At 53.3% G+C, this 17,925-nt stretch carries 16 protein-coding genes; 11 read left to right on the top strand and 5 right to left on the bottom strand.

Annotated elements, in window-relative coordinates; translation table 11 throughout:
- Positions 1–44 precede the first annotated feature (44 nt).
- From KI228_RS17585 to fucA, 3 genes are all read left to right on the top strand, one after another.
- Entirely contained in the window at positions 45–995 is a 951-nt protein-coding gene (locus KI228_RS17585; RefSeq protein WP_042999497.1) for an ABC transporter substrate-binding protein, read from the top strand.
- A gap of 142 nt (positions 996–1,137) precedes the next feature.
- A complete protein-coding gene (locus KI228_RS17580; protein WP_042999498.1) occupies positions 1,138–2,136 on the top strand; it encodes a LacI family DNA-binding transcriptional regulator in 999 nt (332 codons plus the stop codon).
- 57 nt (positions 2,137–2,193) lie between these two features.
- Complete coding sequence (gene fucA / locus KI228_RS17575) at positions 2,194–2,841, top strand: L-fuculose-phosphate aldolase (RefSeq protein ID WP_044264281.1); 648 nt, start codon at positions 2,194–2,196, stop codon at positions 2,839–2,841.
- A gap of 64 nt (positions 2,842–2,905) precedes the next feature.
- On the opposite strand, the gene xni is transcribed toward fucA, so the two are convergent.
- The 5 genes from xni to queF all read right to left on the bottom strand — a co-directional run bounded on the left by xni (position 2,906) and on the right by queF (position 9,324).
- Positions 2,906–3,661 carry a flap endonuclease Xni gene (gene xni / locus KI228_RS17570; RefSeq protein WP_061069654.1) on the bottom strand — a complete coding sequence of 252 codons (756 nt, stop codon included), beginning with the start codon at positions 3,659–3,661 and terminating at the stop codon, positions 2,906–2,908.
- A gap of 112 nt (positions 3,662–3,773) precedes the next feature.
- Positions 3,774–5,141: an L-serine ammonia-lyase II gene (gene sdaB, locus KI228_RS17565; RefSeq protein WP_042999501.1), complete on the bottom strand. Its 1,368-nt coding sequence runs from the start codon at positions 5,139–5,141 to the stop codon at positions 3,774–3,776.
- A 60-nt stretch (positions 5,142–5,201) separates the two neighbouring features.
- Entirely contained in the window at positions 5,202–6,491 is a 1,290-nt protein-coding gene (sdaC, locus tag KI228_RS17560; protein WP_042999502.1) for an HAAAP family serine/threonine permease SdaC, read from the bottom strand.
- Positions 6,492–6,998: 507 nt separating this feature from the next.
- Complete coding sequence (ppnN, locus tag KI228_RS17555) at positions 6,999–8,363, bottom strand: nucleotide 5'-monophosphate nucleosidase PpnN (RefSeq protein WP_061069655.1); 1,365 nt, start codon at positions 8,361–8,363, stop codon at positions 6,999–7,001.
- Between the two features lie 112 nt (positions 8,364–8,475).
- Positions 8,476–9,324 (bottom strand): NADPH-dependent 7-cyano-7-deazaguanine reductase QueF, encoded by an 849-nt coding sequence (queF, locus tag KI228_RS17550; RefSeq protein ID WP_044264277.1) that lies wholly within the window; start codon positions 9,322–9,324, stop codon positions 8,476–8,478.
- A 68-nt stretch (positions 9,325–9,392) separates the two neighbouring features.
- Between queF and syd the strand changes: the two genes are divergently transcribed.
- From syd to KI228_RS17510, 8 genes are all read left to right on the top strand, one after another.
- Positions 9,393–9,938, top strand: a complete 546-nt coding sequence (gene syd, locus KI228_RS17545; RefSeq protein WP_061069656.1) for a SecY-interacting protein — start codon at positions 9,393–9,395, stop codon at positions 9,936–9,938.
- Positions 9,939–10,575: 637 nt separating this feature from the next.
- Positions 10,576–10,905: a YqcC family protein gene (locus KI228_RS17540; protein ID WP_042999506.1), complete on the top strand. Its 330-nt coding sequence runs from the start codon at positions 10,576–10,578 to the stop codon at positions 10,903–10,905.
- Positions 10,905–11,699, top strand: coding sequence for a tRNA pseudouridine(65) synthase TruC (gene truC, locus KI228_RS17535; RefSeq protein WP_061069657.1), 795 nt, complete (start codon positions 10,905–10,907; stop codon positions 11,697–11,699). The genes KI228_RS17540 and truC overlap by 1 nt, the downstream gene beginning before the upstream one ends.
- 6 nt (positions 11,700–11,705) lie before the next feature.
- A complete protein-coding gene (locus KI228_RS17530; RefSeq protein ID WP_042999508.1) occupies positions 11,706–12,155 on the top strand; it encodes a flavodoxin in 450 nt (149 codons plus the stop codon).
- 482 nt (positions 12,156–12,637) lie between these two features.
- The gene (gene gudP / locus KI228_RS17525; RefSeq protein WP_042999509.1) at positions 12,638–13,996 is read left to right on the top strand and encodes a galactarate/glucarate/glycerate transporter GudP; all 1,359 of its coding nucleotides are present in this window, start codon (positions 12,638–12,640) and stop codon (positions 13,994–13,996) included.
- Positions 13,993–15,333, top strand: coding sequence for an enolase C-terminal domain-like protein (locus KI228_RS17520; protein ID WP_141227637.1), 1,341 nt, complete (start codon positions 13,993–13,995; stop codon positions 15,331–15,333). Before gudP ends, KI228_RS17520 begins: the two co-directional genes overlap by 4 nt.
- A gap of 19 nt (positions 15,334–15,352) precedes the next feature.
- The gene (gene gudD / locus KI228_RS17515; RefSeq protein ID WP_061069659.1) at positions 15,353–16,693 is read left to right on the top strand and encodes a glucarate dehydratase; all 1,341 of its coding nucleotides are present in this window, start codon (positions 15,353–15,355) and stop codon (positions 16,691–16,693) included.
- Positions 16,694–16,781: 88 nt separating this feature from the next.
- Positions 16,782–17,924 carry a glycerate kinase gene (locus KI228_RS17510; RefSeq protein WP_061069660.1) on the top strand — a complete coding sequence of 381 codons (1,143 nt, stop codon included), beginning with the start codon at positions 16,782–16,784 and terminating at the stop codon, positions 17,922–17,924.
- Position 17,925: the final 1 nt, after the last annotated feature.

The raw sequence follows: 17,925 nt of genomic DNA, 5'->3' as shown, positions 1-17,925 counted from the left end.
TGACCCTGACGTTAAGGGTGACACACTCACAACGGAGTACAACAATGAAAACCAGGCATTTTGTCTATGCGTTATCCCTGCTGGCGTGCATCACTTCCAGTGCGTTAGCGAAAGATTTGAACCTTCCGGTCATCAGTAAAGGCTTCCAGCATGAATTCTGGCAAACCGTGAAAATGGGCACGGAAGCAGCAGCGAAAGAGTTGGGCGATAAAACCAGCTATGTCGGACCTGCGGACGAAACTCAGATTGCGGAACAAATTCAGCTGGTTGAAAACGCCATGGCGCAAAAGCCGAACGGTCTGCTGCTGGCGGCGCTGGATGCCAATGCGCTTGCTCCTCTGGTGGAAACGGCGAATTCGCGTGGTATTAAGGTTGTCACCTTTGACTCCGGCGTAAACTCGGATATTCCGGTTAGCTTCGTGGCGACCAATAACCGCAAAGCGGGCGCTGAAGCGGCGGACGCGCTGGCGGCGCAAGTGAATAATAAAGGTAAAGTCGGCATTATCGCTCATGTCGCCGGGACGTCGTCAGCGATTGAACGCTCGGAAGGGTTCATTGCCCGCATGAAGGAAAAGTATCCGGATATCAAGGTGCTGCCCGTACAGTACAGTGATGGCGATCCACAAAAAGCGATGGATAAGACCATTGATATGATTCAGGCCAACCCCGATCTGGCCGGGATTTATGGCACCAATGAAGGCTCAACGCTGGGCGTCGCCAACGCTATCGACAGTCAGAATCTCAAAGGGAAAGTGAAAGTCATTGGTTTTGACAGTACCGAAGCGATTATTCACTTCCTGAACACCGGTGTGATCCAGGGCTTTGTCGTCCAGGATGCTTATCAGATTGGTTACCAGGGGATTAAAACCCTGAATGCGGCACTGTCCGGGCAAACGGTCGCGAAAGAGATCGATATCCCGGTGAAATTTGTGAGCGCCCAGAACATCAATACGCCGGAAATAGACAAGTTGTTACATCCTTTCGGTAAGAAATAAACCGGCAGGGGGCGGTATCTTCGCCCCCCGCTTACCAGGTGAGATCAACGGCGTGCGCTTAACCGACTGATGCGGTAAGACAAAAGTGTAAAATGATTTTATGATTGTCAATTGACGCTTGGACGGTGACTGGGGCACATACATGGCTAAAACAGTAGAACAGATAGCCAGCGACCTGAATTTATCGGTGACAACCGTGAGACTGGTGCTAAACGGAAAAGCTGAACAGTATCGAATCAGCCTCAAAACGCAAACGCGTATTAATGAATATGTTGAGCGATATGGTTATGTGATTAACCATTCCGCCCGCAGCCTGAAGCTGAATAAAACGGATACGCTTGGCCTGATTGTTCCCAATATTTCTAACGTCTTCTTTGCCACATTGGCAGAGAAACTCGAGCAGCGCTGCCGCCGATCCGGTTATCAGCTGATGATTAGCTGTACTTATGATGATGTCGATTACGAAAACAAAATCACCAAGGCTTTAATTGCCCGTAATGTGGACGGTCTTTTTATTGTCCCGTCAACGTTAGAAAACCAGCAGCATCATTTACGTCAGGTGAGAAAACCGATGGTATTGCTGGACCGTGATTTTAAATACACGGATAACGCGCTGGTGGAAAGTCACAATATTTCAGGCGGTGAACATTTAACCCAAAGTTTGCTGGATGCTGAAAAGTTACCGGTCTGGTTTCTGGTGGGCGATACCGGTTTGCCCAGTATCAGCGACCGTCTGACGGGTTACCTGAATGCGCTCAGTAAAAAAGGGATTCATCATCGTGACTGGGTGCGCGAAGGGCCGGTGAACACCCCGGAAGGGGGATACCAGATCATGCAGGCTTTGATCGACGAAGCAGGATGTCCGCAGGCGTTTATCGCCTCGTCATTACCGGTGCTGGAAGGGGCAGTAAGAGCCATTCGTGACCGTTTTGGCGTTATTCCGCCCGAGATCAATATCGGTACGTTTGACGAACACCCGATGCTGGGATTCTTGTCCAATAACGTGTGGTCAATGCAGCAGGATGAGAACGCCTGGGCGGAAAAAGCGTTCACAATGATGCTCAACGCCATCGAAGATCGCCCTGTTCATGAGACGGTAAAAGTTGAAATGAAATTAATTAAGCGCTTAAGACAAAAATAATACGCGCGACAAAAAGAGTGTTATCAGTCATTGAACCGAGTACCCCGGAGAACTGAGATGGAAAGAACTCGTTTATCTCGAGAAATTATTGAAACCTGTCTTGAAATGACGCGCCTGGGATTAAACCAGGGGACGGCGGGAAATGTGAGCGCGCGTTATCAGGACGGTATGTTGATTACCCCGAGCGGCATTCCTTATGAACGAATGACCGAACAGATGATTGTCTACGTGGATAACGACGGCAAATACGAAGAGGGGAAATTACCGTCCAGCGAATGGCGCTTTCATCTGGCGGCTTATCAGACTCGCCCGGAAGCGAATGCTGTTGTGCATAACCACGCCATTCATTGTACCGCAGTGTCTATTCTCAACCGGCCGATCCCGGCCATCCACTATATGATTGCGGCGGCGGGAGGGAATTCCATTCCCTGCGCGCCCTACGCCACTTTTGGCACTCGCGAACTCTCAGAACATGTGGTCGTGGCGCTGAAAAATCGCAAAGCCACGCTGCTGCAACACCACGGTTTAATTGCCTGCGAGGAGAACCTGCAAAAGGCACTGTGGCTGGCGCACGAGGTGGAAGTGCTGGCGCAACTCTATATGAAGACGCTGGCGGTGATGGATCCGGTGCCGGTGTTATCCGATGAAGAAATCGCCGTAGTGCTCGAGAAGTTTAAAACCTACGGATTACGTATCGAAGAATAAGCGGTGCAGAGTCGTCGTGGTTTGTGTGCCGGGTCGGACGGTCTGCGCCATCCGGCCCGCAATGCTATCGTGCCAGACGCAACTGTTGCAGGTTTCCGTCAAGCTGCAAATCGGTTTGCAACCGTGCGATATCACGGCATAAGAATGCCATCTCCCGGTGAGCCTCCAGCTTCTTACGCCATTTTACCGGCACTTCATCCAGATGTGCGTAGAGACCTTCCAGCGTCTGAAACTGCACCAACAGTTGGGTGGTGCTTTTCGGGCCAATACCGGCGACGCCGGGTACTTTTGAACTGCTGATCCCCGCCAGTCCCCAGTAATCCGGCAACTGCTGCGGTTGAACGCCAAACTCTTTTTCAATGAACGGCGCATCCAGCCAGCGTTTCTGAAAGTAATCGCGAATGCGTAACGTCGGAGAGAGCAACTGGCAATAGCCTTTGTCAGTCGACACGATAGTCGCCTGGTGGCCCGCTTGTGTGACTTTTACCGCCAGGGTTGCCGCCAAATCATCGGCTTCATTGCCGCTCGACACCCAACACGCGACGCCACGCTGTTCAAAGGCCGTGCGCAGGGCGGGCATTTCATTGTGCAGTTCATCCGGCATCGGTGGACGACCGGCTTTGTAGTCCGGAAGACGCTGGTGACGCCATCCACTGTTACGCGCTTCATCATCAAACACCGCCACGGCGTGGGTGGGCTGGCTGTGGACAATCAGCTGGTCAAGCGCGTGCAGACAGGTCTCCACACAGGGCGAACCCTGAACGGCATGGATCCGGCGAATTAAATTGAGTGCATCGACGATGAGCAGATGGACAGCCACGGTGTTCTCCCTTACCAGTCAGCGTGTAGGGTAACATTCAGGACGGAAGCAGGCTATTGCAGGAGGCTAAAACGGGAGGAGGCCTCGCAAAATGAGGCCTCTGAGTGCACGATTAATCGCAGGTGACAATCTTCATGGCCAGGCCGCCGCGAGAGGTTTCGCGGTACTTGGCGTTCATGTCTTTACCGGTTTCGTACATGGTTTCGATGACTTTATCGAGACAAACGCGAGGTTCGCTGGTACGGCGCAGGGCCATACGTGCTGCGTTGACCGCCTTGACGGATGCAATGGCGTTACGCTCAATGCACGGTACCTGAACCTGTCCTGCAACTGGATCGCAGGTCAGACCGAGGTTGTGTTCCATACCGATTTCCGCAGCAATACACACCTGCATCGGACTGCCGCCCAGCAGTTCTGCCAGACCGGCCGCCGCCATCGAGCAGGCCACACCGACTTCGCCCTGACAGCCCACTTCCGCGCCGGAAATGGAGGCATTCATCTTGTACAGTGAGCCAATCGCACTGGCGACCAGCATGTAGCGAGCCAGCGAGTTAGCGTTCACTTCGCGGATGAATTTGTCGTAGTAGGCGAGCACGGCTGGCACGATACCACAGGCGCCGTTCGTCGGTGCAGTAACCACGCGTCCGCCAGCGGCGTTCTCTTCGTTTACCGCCAGAGCGAACATGTTGATCCAGTCAACGACCGCCATCGGATCGGTGGTGGTTTTGTCGCTGCTCACCAGCATACGACGCAGCGCAGCCGCACGGCGGGGAACGCGCAGTTTTCCAGGCAGAACGCCCTCGGTGGTGATGCCGCGCTCAATGCCGCTGCGCATTACCTCCCAGACGTTAGCAAAGTGCTGTTCCAGCTCTTCTTTGCTGTGTAATGCCAGTTCGTTTTGCATCATCAGACCGGAAAGGGAAAGTCCGGTTTCCTGACAGTGTTTTTGCAAATCGGCAGCCGATTTGTACGGATACGGTACGTTGACCGGCGCACTGTTCGGTAAACCGAAATGTTCTTCATCAACGATGAAACCACCGCCAATGGAGTAATAAGTCTGGCTGTAGAGGACGTTATCGCCCGCCAGCGCGGTAATGCGCATCCCGTTCTCGTGCAGAGACAGGTTATCGGCATGGAAATTCATGCACTTATCAACCGGGAATTCAACTTCATGCTGACCGTTCGCCAGCAGCAGTCGCCCGTGGGTGTTCACATCCTGGATGAAGCCCGGGATGGCGTCGATGTCGACGGTATCCGGCAGATTTCCCGCCAGACCCATGATAATCGCGATATCGGTGTGGTGGCCTTTACCCGTCAGCGACAGGGAGCCATACACATCCACCACCACGCGGGTGACATCCGTCAGAATATGGCGGGCAATCAGATCATCCGTGAATTGTTTGCCAGCTTTCATTGGTCCAACGGTGTGTGAACTGGAAGGGCCAATGCCGATTTTGAAAATATCGAATACGCTAATCATAGGGCATCCATTGCGGTTATATCAGGGAGGAAGCGCCGCCCGAAAGCGGCGCTAAACAACTTAGCTGAACAGGGAGTAGAAAATCGCGGAGATAGCAATCAGACCCATCACGACAACAAACACGTTGCTGATGTGACCGCTGTATTTACGCATTGCCGGTACTTTCTGGATTGCGTACATCGGCATCAGGAACAGGATCATCGCGATGATTGGACCACCCAGGGTTTCAATCATACCGAGGATGCTCGGGTTCAGGGTGGCGACAATCCAGGTCGTTACCAGCATGAACAGCGCAGTGATGCGGTTCAGTTTGTTGATTTCGATAGACTTGCCTTTACCACGCAGAGATTTGATGACCATCCCGTTGAAACCTTCACGCGCGCCCAGGTAGTGGCCGAGGAAGGATTTGGTGATAGCAATCATTGCGATGATCGGTGCCATCCAGGCGATGATCGGCGCATTAAAGTGGTTTGCCAGGTAAGACAGAATCGAGATGTTCTGCTCTTTCGCTGCCGCCAGATCCGCCGGAGTCAGACTCAGTACGCAACTGAAGACGAAGAACATCACCGTCAGCACCATCATGATGTGAGCGAATGCCAGAATCTTCGAGCATTTTTTCTCTGCCGCGTCGCCGTACTCTTCACGCTTCGCTACCGCGAAAGAAGAGATAATCGGAGAGTGGTTGAAAGAGAACACCATCACCGGAATCGCCAGCCACAGGGTCATCCACAGACCGTTGCCAGTCGTAGCCGCAGAATCAAAGGACAGGGTTTCCAGCGCAGCACCGCTCCACTGTGGGATCAGGTACAGTGCCAGCAGCATCAGTGCAGCGACAAACGGGAACACCAGGATGCTCATTGCCTTCACGATCATCTGCTCACCGAAGCGAACGATAGTCATCATCCCGACAATCAGGATCAGCGACAGGATCGCACGCGGTGGCGGGGTGATGGATAACTGGTGAGTCAGGAAGCTCTCAACCGTGTTGGTGATCGCGACACTATAGACCAACAGAATCGGGTAAATCGCGAAGAAGTACAGCAGGGTAATCAGTTTACCCGCGCCGATACCAAAGTGCTCTTCAACTACTTCTGTGATGTCTTCACCCGGATTTTTGCCGGACAGCACAAAGCGAGTCAGACCACGGTGGGCGAAGAAGGTCATCGGGAAGGCGAGGATTGCCATGATGATCAGTGGGATCATCCCACCGACACCTGCGTTGATTGGCAGGAACAATACGCCCGCACCGATAGCCGTGCCATAAAGGCCCAGCATCCACATGGTATCGGTCTTGCGCCATGCGCTTCGTGATTCAGTCGAAGCAATTGTGCTGGTTTGAATGGTTTCCATCTATTTCTCCTGGAGGAAGCTAAAAATCAGGAAAATGTTCCTGACCGTAAAACGAAATTCTTGCAGCGACGATTTTTATAAAATTTTTAACCGTAGTAATTTGCGGGCAGAAAGATACATTTAACTAATGAATCTATCAGTGATCGCGATCTCAAATGCAATAATCCACTTCTAATGTGGATATTTTTGGATCATTGGTCTGTTAAAAAATCATCACAGCGAATTTACGCGTGCGAAGGCTAGCATTAACAACATATTGACAGAAAGGATTGCCAGACAGATGCGGAGGTTACGTTGTAAAAAGCGACCTTTATAGTGGTTTGTGGTGACTAATTTAAATTATGGATGATAAAACGCGGTTGCATTAGCGAGGTAATCGTTTGCGTAGCGATATTTTTTGTATGATGTATTAGCAGGCTTAATAAAGTGAACGTATTATCTCATTGGTAATTATAGAAAAACCGGAAGGGCCATTCGCCGCTCCCGGTCCATGAAACGCTTTTCGCGTCAGCCGCAAATTTCGTAGCAGGGGATATAGGCGGTGCCTGGCAGCTTCATACGGTGCTGCGCAACAAAACCTTGCAGGAGATCGTCCATGCGACGCATCATTTCACTGTCGCCGTGGATTTTGTATGGCCCAAACTCTTCAATGGCGCGGATACCCACTTCCTTAACGTTACCCGCTACAATGCCGGAGAAGGCGCGACGCAGGTCTGCCGCCAGTACCTCAACCGGTTGGTCAGGGTACAGCTTCAGGTTGGCCATGTTCTCGTGGGACGGTTCGAACGGCATTTGCAGATCCGGCGTGATACGAATCGACCAGTTGAAGCTGTAGGCATCACCGGTATCACGACGGTTCTCTTTCACCAGCGGCATCGCTTTTTTCATCAGGCGCGCCACTTCTGCTGCGTCATCAATGATAATGCGGTAATGCGTGCGCGCGGCTTCTCCCAGCGTATGCACGATGAACTCATCCAGCACGCGGAAGTAATCAGCGCTCTCTTTCGGGCCGGTGAGGATGAGCGGTAGAACCTGATCTTTGTTCGCCGGATTCATCAGGATCCCCAACAGATACAGTAACTCTTCCGCTGTACCGACACCGCCCGGGAAGATGATAATGCCGTGGGCGATACGCACGAAGGCTTCCAGACGTTTTTCAATGTCCGGCATAATGATCAGTTCGTTAACCAGCGGGTTCGGTGGTTCAGCGGCGATAATCGACGGCTCAGTCATCCCAATAAAACGGCTGTCTTTATAACGCTGTTGCGCATGGCCCACCGCGGCACCTTTCATCGGCGCTTCCATTGCGCCAGGCCCGCAACCGGTACAGATGTTCAGTTCGCGCAGACCTAACTGTGTCCCGACGCGTCGGGCGTACAGGTATTCGTTTTCATTAATCGAGTGGCCGCCCCAGCAAACCACCATGTTTGGCGCTTCGCCCACGTGCAGCGCTCTGGCATTACGCAAAATAGAGAACACCAGGTTAGTAATGTGCACGGAGCTTTCGAGATCCAGATGCTGGAAACGGCCCGCGTTATGAATCTGCCCGTTAACAAACAGAATATCGCGCAGCACGGCAAACAAGTTCGCCTGCAGTGCGCGAATGATACGGCCATCGACGAAGGCATCTTCTGGCGGGTTGATCAGTTCCAGCTTCACGCCGCGTTCGCGACGCAGCACGTTAATGTCGAAACTTTCAAAGCGGGACAGCAGCTCTTTGCTGTTGTCAGTCAGACTGCCGGAGTTTAAAACGGCAAGCGAACAGTTACGAAACAGTTGATACAGGTCGCTGCTGGCCGTGCGTTTAAGCATATCGACTTCCAGTTGCGACAACATGTCCATTGAGCCAAGCGGGCTAATATGTGTAATCAAGTAAACTCCTTATGGGACGCAAAACGTCATTCCCTGTAGAGTACAATAGCCCTGGCTTATGACCTTTCACAACCTTACGCGTGGAATCCGACCCGCAAAATTGTGAAATAATTCACTGTCGAACTAATCTGCCGGTTGCCGGAACGAAGTCGGTGTTGCTCCGCCATGGGTTAATATCCAGACCACCACGGCGCGTATAGCGTGCATAAACGCTCAGTTTTTCCGGCTGACAGAAGCGTAGCAGGTCGTTGAAAATGCGTTCTACGCACTGCTCGTGAAACTCGTTATGATGGCGGAAAGAGATCAGATAACGGAGTAGTTTTTCGCGATCGATCTTGCGTCCGCGATACTGAATTTGTATGGAGCCCCAGTCCGGCTGATGGGTGATCAGACAGTTTGATTTCAACAGATGACTCACCAGCGTCTCTTCTACCACTTTTTCACCGCTGGTGGCGGACTGCAGATAATCGGTAGTGAACTGGTAGTTATCGATGTCAATGTCCTGATCATCAATGCAGGTGCCGTGAAAATGCGCGACCGGCTGTCCTTCCAGCTCATCGAGACGGTATAGCGCAACGGTCACTTTCCCTTCAGCACAGGCGCGCAAATCGTTTTCCAGCGTCTGTTGTACCGCTTCCCAGGAGTCAAACCGCGTCTGGTTAAAACTGTTCAGATACAGCTTAAAGCTTTTGGATTCAATCAGATTGAGGCTGGTGTAATCCAGTTCCACATGACCCACCGCCACCTGTGGTAATCCCCTGGCATTCAGCCATGACAGTTCATACAGCGTCCAGATATCGGCACCGTGAAACGGCAGGCTGTCAGCTTTTAGACCCAGCGGGTCGCGATTCAGACTGCGAGGCACGCCCTGTAACAGGCTGGGGTCGTAAATATCCCGGTAATCCGTTGATTTACCGAGCGTCAGGCCATCAAGAGCCTGATGGTTTTCATAAGAAGACATGTTTCACCGTCATAAACCAGATACACTATGCGCCAAGTGTATCCTGGCTTTTATGAAGAGAGAAACCGGTGGACGAACAGACAGCTTTAGCCCTGAAGGATTTTACGGCGCGTTACTGTGACGCATGGCATGCAAAAAACGGCAGTTGGCCGATGAGCGAAGAACTGTATGGCGTGCCTTCTCCCTGCATTATCTCGACTACCCGTGATGCTGTGTACTGGCAACCGCAGCCGTTTGAAGGTGAACAGAATGTAAACGCGGTTGAACGCGCCTTCGATATTGTGGTACAACCTGCGCTTCACGCATTTTATACCACGCAGTTTGCCGGGGATATGCGCGCGCAGTCAGGCAGCGAAACGCTGACGCTGTTGCAAACCTGGAGCGTGGATGATTTCAGACGGGTTCAGGAGAACCTGATTGGTCATCTGGTGACGCAGAAACGTTTGAAACTGTCGCCGACCCTTTTTATTGCCACACTGGACAATGAACTGGAGGTCATTTCGCTCTGCAATCTGTCGGGGGAAGTGATCAAAGAAACGCTGGGAACCCGTAATCGTTCCGTCCTGGCCCCTACTCTTGCGGATTTCCTTACGCACCTTAATCCTCTTCTGTAATCCATTTCACTCATGAATATGTGAGAGATCTCTTACAAGCCCTGTAGGAGATCGCCAGGTAGTAAATGAAGATATCACGAAGTAAAAATGGCTAATAACCTAATAAATCATCGAGTTAATGATTTTATGTCAACTTTCATATGAAATTTTCCTTAAGGCATTGCCTGTAAGCATCTTGTAAGACGGCGTGAAAAAGGCGATTCTATGTACGTCGACAGGGAGTCGCACAACGAAGTGAACATCAGGATGATGACACTTCAGCAGGACACACCAGGACGGTGTTACAGGGAAAGGCTTCAGGATGAAGTGAAGAGGATAACGCGGGAATGCGTTAAAGGACACCTCCAGGAAGGAGAACGAGAGCCGGTCAGGATAGTCGGTGGGTCAGGATGGCCAGGATGCTTCAGGATGAAGTAATCACATCGGGGTGGTGTGAGCAGGATGCAAAATGTTCAGGATGAACAACAGGTCGCAAGACCAGAGGAAAAGTTGTCACGGATGAGCAGGGAGCACAAAAAGTAGCTGGAATGCTGCGAAACGAACCGGGAGCACTGTTTTTACAGTGCTCCCTTTTTTTGCTTCTCATTTTACTGGTGGTATCCTTCGCGCCAGATTTTTCATCATTGAGGTGACTTTCATGACGACTCATGACCGTGTGCGTCAGCAGCTTCATGCACTTGAAGCGTTGCTGCGTGAGCATCAACACTGGCGGATGGATGAACCCGAAGCCCACCTGTTTACCAGCACCCAACCGTTTTGTATGGATACGATGGAACCCATTGAGTGGCTGCAATGGGTCCTTATCCCCCGCATGCATGCGCTACTGGACAGTGCGCAACCGCTGCCCGAGGCGTTTGCCGTCGCACCTTATTACGAAATGGCGCTGACCGCCGATCATCCGCAGCGCGAAATCCTGCTGGAGGCGTTGCAGGCGCTGGATGCGCTTTTTGCGCAAGATAAATCCTGATGCTGGAAATTCTGTATCAGGATGAATGGCTGGTTGCGGTCAACAAGCCTTCCGGCTGGCTGGTGCACCGCAGCTGGCTGGATCGAGACGAAAAAGTGGTGGTGATGCAGACCGTGCGTGACCAGATTGGTCAGCATGTGTTTACCGCGCATCGCCTCGACAGACCAACATCCGGCGTCCTGCTGATGGGCTTATCCAGTGAAGCCGGACGCCGTCTCGCGCAGCAGTTTGAGCAACACCAGATCCATAAGCGCTATCACGCCATTGTCCGTGGTTGGTTAATGGAAGAGGCGGTACTCGATTATCCGCTGGTGGAGGAACTGGATAAAATCGCCGACAAGTTTGCCCGCGAAAACAAAGACCCACAGCCTGCGGTAACTCATTACCATGGCCTCGCCACCGTTGAAATGCCCGTGGCAACCGGGCGTTATCCGACGACTCGTTACGGACTGGTGGAACTGGATCCGCAAACGGGACGCAAGCATCAGCTCAGACGTCATCTGGCGCACCTGCGCCATCCGATTATTGGCGACAGCAAGCATGGCGATTTGCGGCAGAACCGCAGTGCAGCGGAACATTTTGGCTGCAACCGACTGATGCTGCATGCCAGCCAGCTTTCGCTGACTCATCCGTTTACCGGTGAACCGTTGACGATTCATGCCGGGCTGGATACGGTCTGGATGCAGGCGCTATCACAGTTTGGCTGGCAGGGACTTCTCCCTGATAATGAAAGGGTTGAGTTAAGTGAGCCAGCAGGTCAGGATGAACGCATACGTTCTTCATTCAGGGAGTAATTAAGCATGGCGGAAATCGGGATTTTTGTCGGGACAATGTACGGTAACGCGCTACTGGTGGCCGAAGAGGCCGAAGCGATCCTGACGGCCCAGGGGCACAATGCGACTGTTTTTGAAGATCCTGAACTGACGGACTGGCAGAAATATCAGGATAAAATCGCGCTGGTGGTCACCTCAACGACCGGGCAGGGCGATTTACCTGACAGCATTGTGCCGTTGTTTCAGGGAATCAAAGACCAACTGGGTTTCCAGCCAAATCTGCGTTACGGCGTGATTGCGTTAGGCGACAGCAGCTACGTCAATTTCTGTAATGGCGGTAAACAGTTTGATGCCCTGTTACAGGAGCAAAGCGCGCAGCGCGTGGGGGAAATGTTGCTGATTGATGCCAGTGAGCACCCGGAGCCCGAAAGCGAATCCAATCCCTGGGTTGAACATTGGGGCACACTCTTATCCTGAGAGTGAACCCTCCCCCTACCGGGAGGGGCTCTCTTATGGTGCCAGGCACGGGAACAACCTGATGCTATGCTACCCATACTGAATCGAGTTAGCCTCGGGCAAACGCCCCTAAATACCCTCAACATAGAAGGGTTTTTAGGGGCGTTTTCATAGGGTCAAGCGACCTGTTTCACACTCCTGCCTTTTCCACGTAAGTCCCACGCGATTTCCGTTACAGGTTTTCAATTCCGTGAAGTCGCTTCCATCACCCTGGGCTTTTGCCATAAACATAAGTGATACATCACCTAAATGTTGGGTTCTTGCACGGTGAGCAAGAACCGGGTGCTTTTTATACTTCTCCTGCCAGTTATAAAAAATGCAGTTAGCAAGGTGAACGACCTAATAAAAGCTGCAATAAAAAACACGAAACGTCACCTCTGATCCCCTACCAGTTGTGCTGTTCAGAGTGAGCGTGACTAACGCGAAAATTCAGGAGTGCAACAATGAGTTCATTAAGTCAGGCTGCGAGCGGTGCGGAAAAACGCACCAATGCCCGCTACTGGATAGTGGTGATGTTGTTTATCGTCACCTCCTTCAACTATGGCGACCGCGCCACCTTATCCATTGCCGGTTCGGAGATGGCCAAAGATATTGGTCTGGATCCGGTCGGTATGGGTTACGTTTTCTCTGCGTTCTCATGGGCCTACGTTATCGGGCAGATCCCGGGCGGCTGGCTGCTGGACCGTTTTGGTTCCAAACGCGTTTACTTCTGGTCCATCTTCATTTGGTCCATGTTTACCCTGTTACAGGGCTTCGTCGATATCTTCAGCGGATTCGGCATTATCGTCGCGCTGTTTACCTTGCGCTTCCTCGTCGGTCTGGCGGAAGCGCCGTCCTTCCCCGGCAACAGTCGCATCGTCGCGGCCTGGTTCCCGGCACAGGAGAGGGGAACGGCGGTCGCAATCTTTAACTCTGCGCAGTACTTTGCCACCGTTATTTTTGCCCCAATCATGGGCTGGCTGACGCACGAAGTGGGTTGGTCGCATGTGTTCTTCTTTATGGGCGGCCTTGGGATTGTCATCAGCTTTATCTGGCTGAAAGTGATCCACGAGCCAAACCAGCATCCGGGCGTGAACAAGAAAGAGCTGGAATACATTGCAGAAGGCGGTGCGCTGATCAACATGGATCAGAAAGACACCAAAGCCAAAGTGCCGCTCAGCGTGAAATGGGGACAGGTCAAGCAGTTGCTGGGTTCCCGCATGATGATCGGTGTGTATATCGGTCAGTACTGCATTAACGCGCTGACCTACTTCTTTATCACCTGGTTCCCGGTTTATCTGGTACAGGCTCGCGGTATGTCGATCCTGAAAGCGGGCTTTGTGGCCTCGGTTCCTGCGGTGTGTGGATTTATCGGCGGGGTGCTGGGCGGCATTATCTCCGACTGGCTGATGCGTCGGACCGGCTCACTGAACATTGCGCGTAAAACGCCTATCGTGATGGGGATGTTGTTGTCGATGGTGATGGTGTTCTGTAACTACGTCAACGTCGAGTGGATGATCATCGGTTTCATGGCGCTGGCGTTCTTTGGTAAGGGCATCGGTGCCCTGGGCTGGGCGGTGATGGCTGATACAGCGCCGAAAGAGATCAGCGGCCTGAGCGGGGGTCTGTTCAACATGTTCGGCAACATCTCTGGCATCGTGACACCCATTGCCATTGGCTACATCGTTGGCACGACCGGCTCCTTCAACGGTGCGCTGATTTATGTGGGCGTGCATGCGTTGATCGCGGTACTGAGCTACCTGGTGCTGGTGGGGGATATTAAACGTATCGAACTGAAACCGGTCGCAGGACAACTATCATGACGACACAATCCAGCCCCGTTATCACGGACATGAAGGTCATTCCGGTCGCCGGACATGACAGTATGCTCCTCAACATTGGCGGTGCGCATAACGCGTATTTTACCCGCAATATCGTGGTACTAACCGATAACGCCGGGAACACCGGCGTCGGTGAAGCGCCGGGCGGAGAGGTTATCTACCAGACGCTGGTTGATGCCATTCCGATGGTGCTCGGTCAGGAAGTGGCCCGACTGAATAAAGTGGTCCAGCAGGTCCACAAAGGCAATCAGGCCGCTGACTTTGATACTTTTGGCAAAGGTGCCTGGACATTCGAACTGCGTGTCAATGCGGTGGCCGCGCTGGAAGCCGCGCTGCTTGATATGCTGGGCAAGGCGCTCAACGTGCCGGTCTGCGAACTGTTAGGGCCAGGCAAGCAGCGTGATGCAGTGACCGTGCTGGGTTATCTTTTCTACGTGGGCGACAGAACCAAAACCGATCTGCCTTATCTGGAGACCACACCGAGCAACCACGACTGGTATCACCTGCGCCATCAGGAAGCACTCAACAGCGATGCCGTGGTGCGTCTGGCGGAAGCCTCGCAGGATCGCTACGGTTTTAAAGATTTCAAACTCAAAGGCGGCGTGCTGCCAGGTGAGCAAGAGATCGATACCGCTCGCGCGCTGAAAAAGCGATTCCCGGATGCGCGTATTACCGTTGATCCCAACGGTGCCTGGCTGCTTGAAGAGGCGATCACGCTGTGCAAAGGGTTGAACGATGTGCTCACTTACGCAGAAGATCCGTGTGGCGCCGAGCAGGGCTTTTCCGGGCGCGAAGTGATGGCCGAATTCCGTCGCGCCACGGGATTGCCGGTGGCGACGAACATGATCGCCACTAACTGGCGCGAAATGGGTCATGCGGTGATGCTGAATGCCGTCGATATCCCGCTTGCCGATCCGCATTTCTGGACGCTTTCCGGTGCGGTACGTGTGGCACAGTTGTGCGACGACTGGGGGCTGACCTGGGGCTGCCACTCTAACAACCACTTCGATATTTCACTGGCGATGTTTACCCACGTTGGCGCGGCAGCGCCGGGTAAACCGACCGCCATCGACACGCACTGGATCTGGCAGGAGGGCGATTGCCGCCTGACGAAAAATCCTCTTGAGATTAAAAACGGAAAAATTGCTGTCCCTCACGCGCCTGGACTGGGTGTTGAACTGGATTGGGATCAGGTGCAGAAGGCGCATGACGCTTACAAAAAACTGCCAGGCGGTGCGCGAAATGACGCCGGTCCGATGCAGTATCTGATCCCCGGCTGGACTTTTGACCGTAAACGTCCCGTTTTCGGCCGTCACTGACTTGTATAAGGACTCAACAATGAACGCACAATTTACTACTCCTGTTGTAACGGCAATACAGGTTATTCCGGTTGCGGGCCACGACAGTATGCTGATGAACCTGAGCGGAGCGCATGCCCCGTTCTTCACGCGTAATATTGTGATTATCAAAGATAATTCCGGTCATACTGGCGTGGGTGAAATCCCCGGTGGCGAAAAAATCCGTAAGACGCTGGAAGACGCGATCCCGCTGGTGGTGGGTAAACAGCTTGGTGAGTACAAAAACGTGCTGAATGCGGTGCGCAATACTTTTGCCGATCGTGACTCAGGCGGCCGCGGTCTGCAAACGTTTGACCTGCGTACCACCATCCACGTAGTCACCGGCATTGAAGCTGCGCTGCTGGATCTGCTGGGACAGCATCTGGGCGTAAACGTGGCGTCTTTGCTGGGGGACGGTCAACAGCGTAGCGAAGTAGAAATGCTCGGCTATCTGTTCTTCGTCGGTAACCGCAAAGCCACACCGCTGCCGTATCAGAGCCAACCGGATGAGCAATGCGACTGGTATCGTCTGCGTCATGAAGAAGCGATGACACCCGATGCGGTCGTCCGTCTGGCAGAAGCGGCGTATGAAAAATACGGTTTCAATGACTTCAAACTGAAAGGCGGCGTGCTGGCTGGGGAAGAAGAGGCGGAGTCGATTGTGGCGCTGGCAAAACGCTTCCCACAGGCGCGCGTCACGCTGGATCCTAACGGTGCCTGGTCACTGAATGAAGCGATCAAAATCGGTAAATACCTGAAAGGTTCGCTGGCCTACGCGGAAGATCCGTGTGGTGCTGAGCAGGGCTTCTCGGGCCGTGAGGTGATGGCGGAGTTCCGTCGCGCCACTGGTCTGCCGACCGCGACCAATATGATCGCCACCGACTGGCGTCAGATGGGCCATACGCTGTCATTACAGTCGGTGGATATCCCGCTGGCTGACCCGCACTTCTGGACGATGCAGGGTTCTGTGCGCGTCGCGCAGATGTGCCATGAGTTCGGTCTGACCTGGGGTTCACACTCCAATAACCATTTTGACATTTCGTTGGCGATGTTTACCCATGTGGCTGCGGCGGCACCGGGCAAGATCACGGCGATCGACACTCACTGGATCTGGCAGGAAGGCAACCAGCGTCTGACCAAAGCGCCGTTTGAAATTAAAGGCGGTATGGTGCAGGTACCGGCGAAACCGGGTCTGGGCGTTGAACTGGATATGGACCAGGTAATGAAAGCTCACGAGCTGTATCAGAAGCATGGTCTGGGCGCGCGTGATGACGCGATGGGGATGCAGTATCTGATCCCGAACTGGACGTTCGATAACAAACGTCCGTGCATGGTTCGTTAAGATGTCGACCGGTCCCAAAAGGACCGGTTATTTTTTATTGGTAAACCGGGTGTATGCTTAGCTGAGTCAACATGCGTAAGGACGGCTTATGAAAATAGTGATCGCACCGGACTCGTATAAGGAAAGTTTGAGTGCTCTCGAGGTGGCGAACGCCATTGAGCAAGGTTTTCGTGAAATCTGGCCCGATGCGGATTATGTAAAACTTCCGGTTGCTGATGGCGGTGAAGGAACGGTTGAAGCCATGGTGGCGGCGACGGCGGGACGCATTGTTGATGTCGACGTCACGGGTCCGCTGGGGAAAACCGTCACCGCGTTTTTCGGCTTATCCGGCGACGAGCGCACGGCTTTCATTGAGATGGCGGCAGCCAGCGGCCTGGAGCAGGTGCCTGTCGCGTTACGCGATCCATTAAAGACAACCTCCTGGGGAACCGGGGAGTTGATTCGTCATGCGCTGGATGCTGGCGTAGATCATATTATTATCGGGCTCGGCGGCAGTGCGACCAACGACGGCGGTGCGGGCATGGTGCAGGCGTTGGGGGCAAAATTGCTCGATGCCCGGCAGAATGAAATTGGTAAGGGCGGAGCAGCGCTCGATGCGCTTACACGGATCGATATCAGCCAGTTGGATCCGCGTCTTGCCGCATGCCGTATTGAAGTCGCGTGTGATGTGACTAACCCGCTGACCGGTAAAGAGGGGGCGTCAGCGGTGTTTGGTCCACAGAAAGGGGCTACGGCAGAGACGATCGATCGTCTGGATACAGCACTGGTGCATTATGCGCAGATTATCACCCGCGATCTGGAGGTGGATGTCCTTGAACTGGCTGGCGGCGGTGCGGCAGGCGGGATGGGCGCGGCGCTGTATGCGTTTTGCGGTGCGCAACTGCGACGCGGAATTGAGATAGTCACCGATGCGCTACAACTGGATGCATGCGTTGCGGATGCCGATCTGGTGGTGACCGGCGAAGGGCGCATGGATAGCCAGACGATCCACGGTAAAGTTCCGGTAGGGGTGGCGAAGGTGGCAAAGCGCTACCACAAACCGGTGATCGGTATTGCCGGTAGCCTGACGGCCGATGTCGGCATCGTCCATGAACATGGGCTGGATGCCGTCTTTAGCGTGATTTATACCATCTGTACGCTGGACGATGCGTTGAAGAACGCCGCAGAGAACGTGCGCATGACCGCGCGCAACGTCGCGGCGACGCTCAAAATGGGACAGACGCTACGCTGAT

The organism is Citrobacter amalonaticus, from assembly GCF_018323885.1.
Taxonomy (GTDB): Bacteria; Pseudomonadota; Gammaproteobacteria; order Enterobacterales; family Enterobacteriaceae; genus Citrobacter_A; species Citrobacter_A amalonaticus.
Note: the sequence above shows the minus strand (reverse complement) of the source record. Positions and strands in the feature narration are given on the sequence as shown.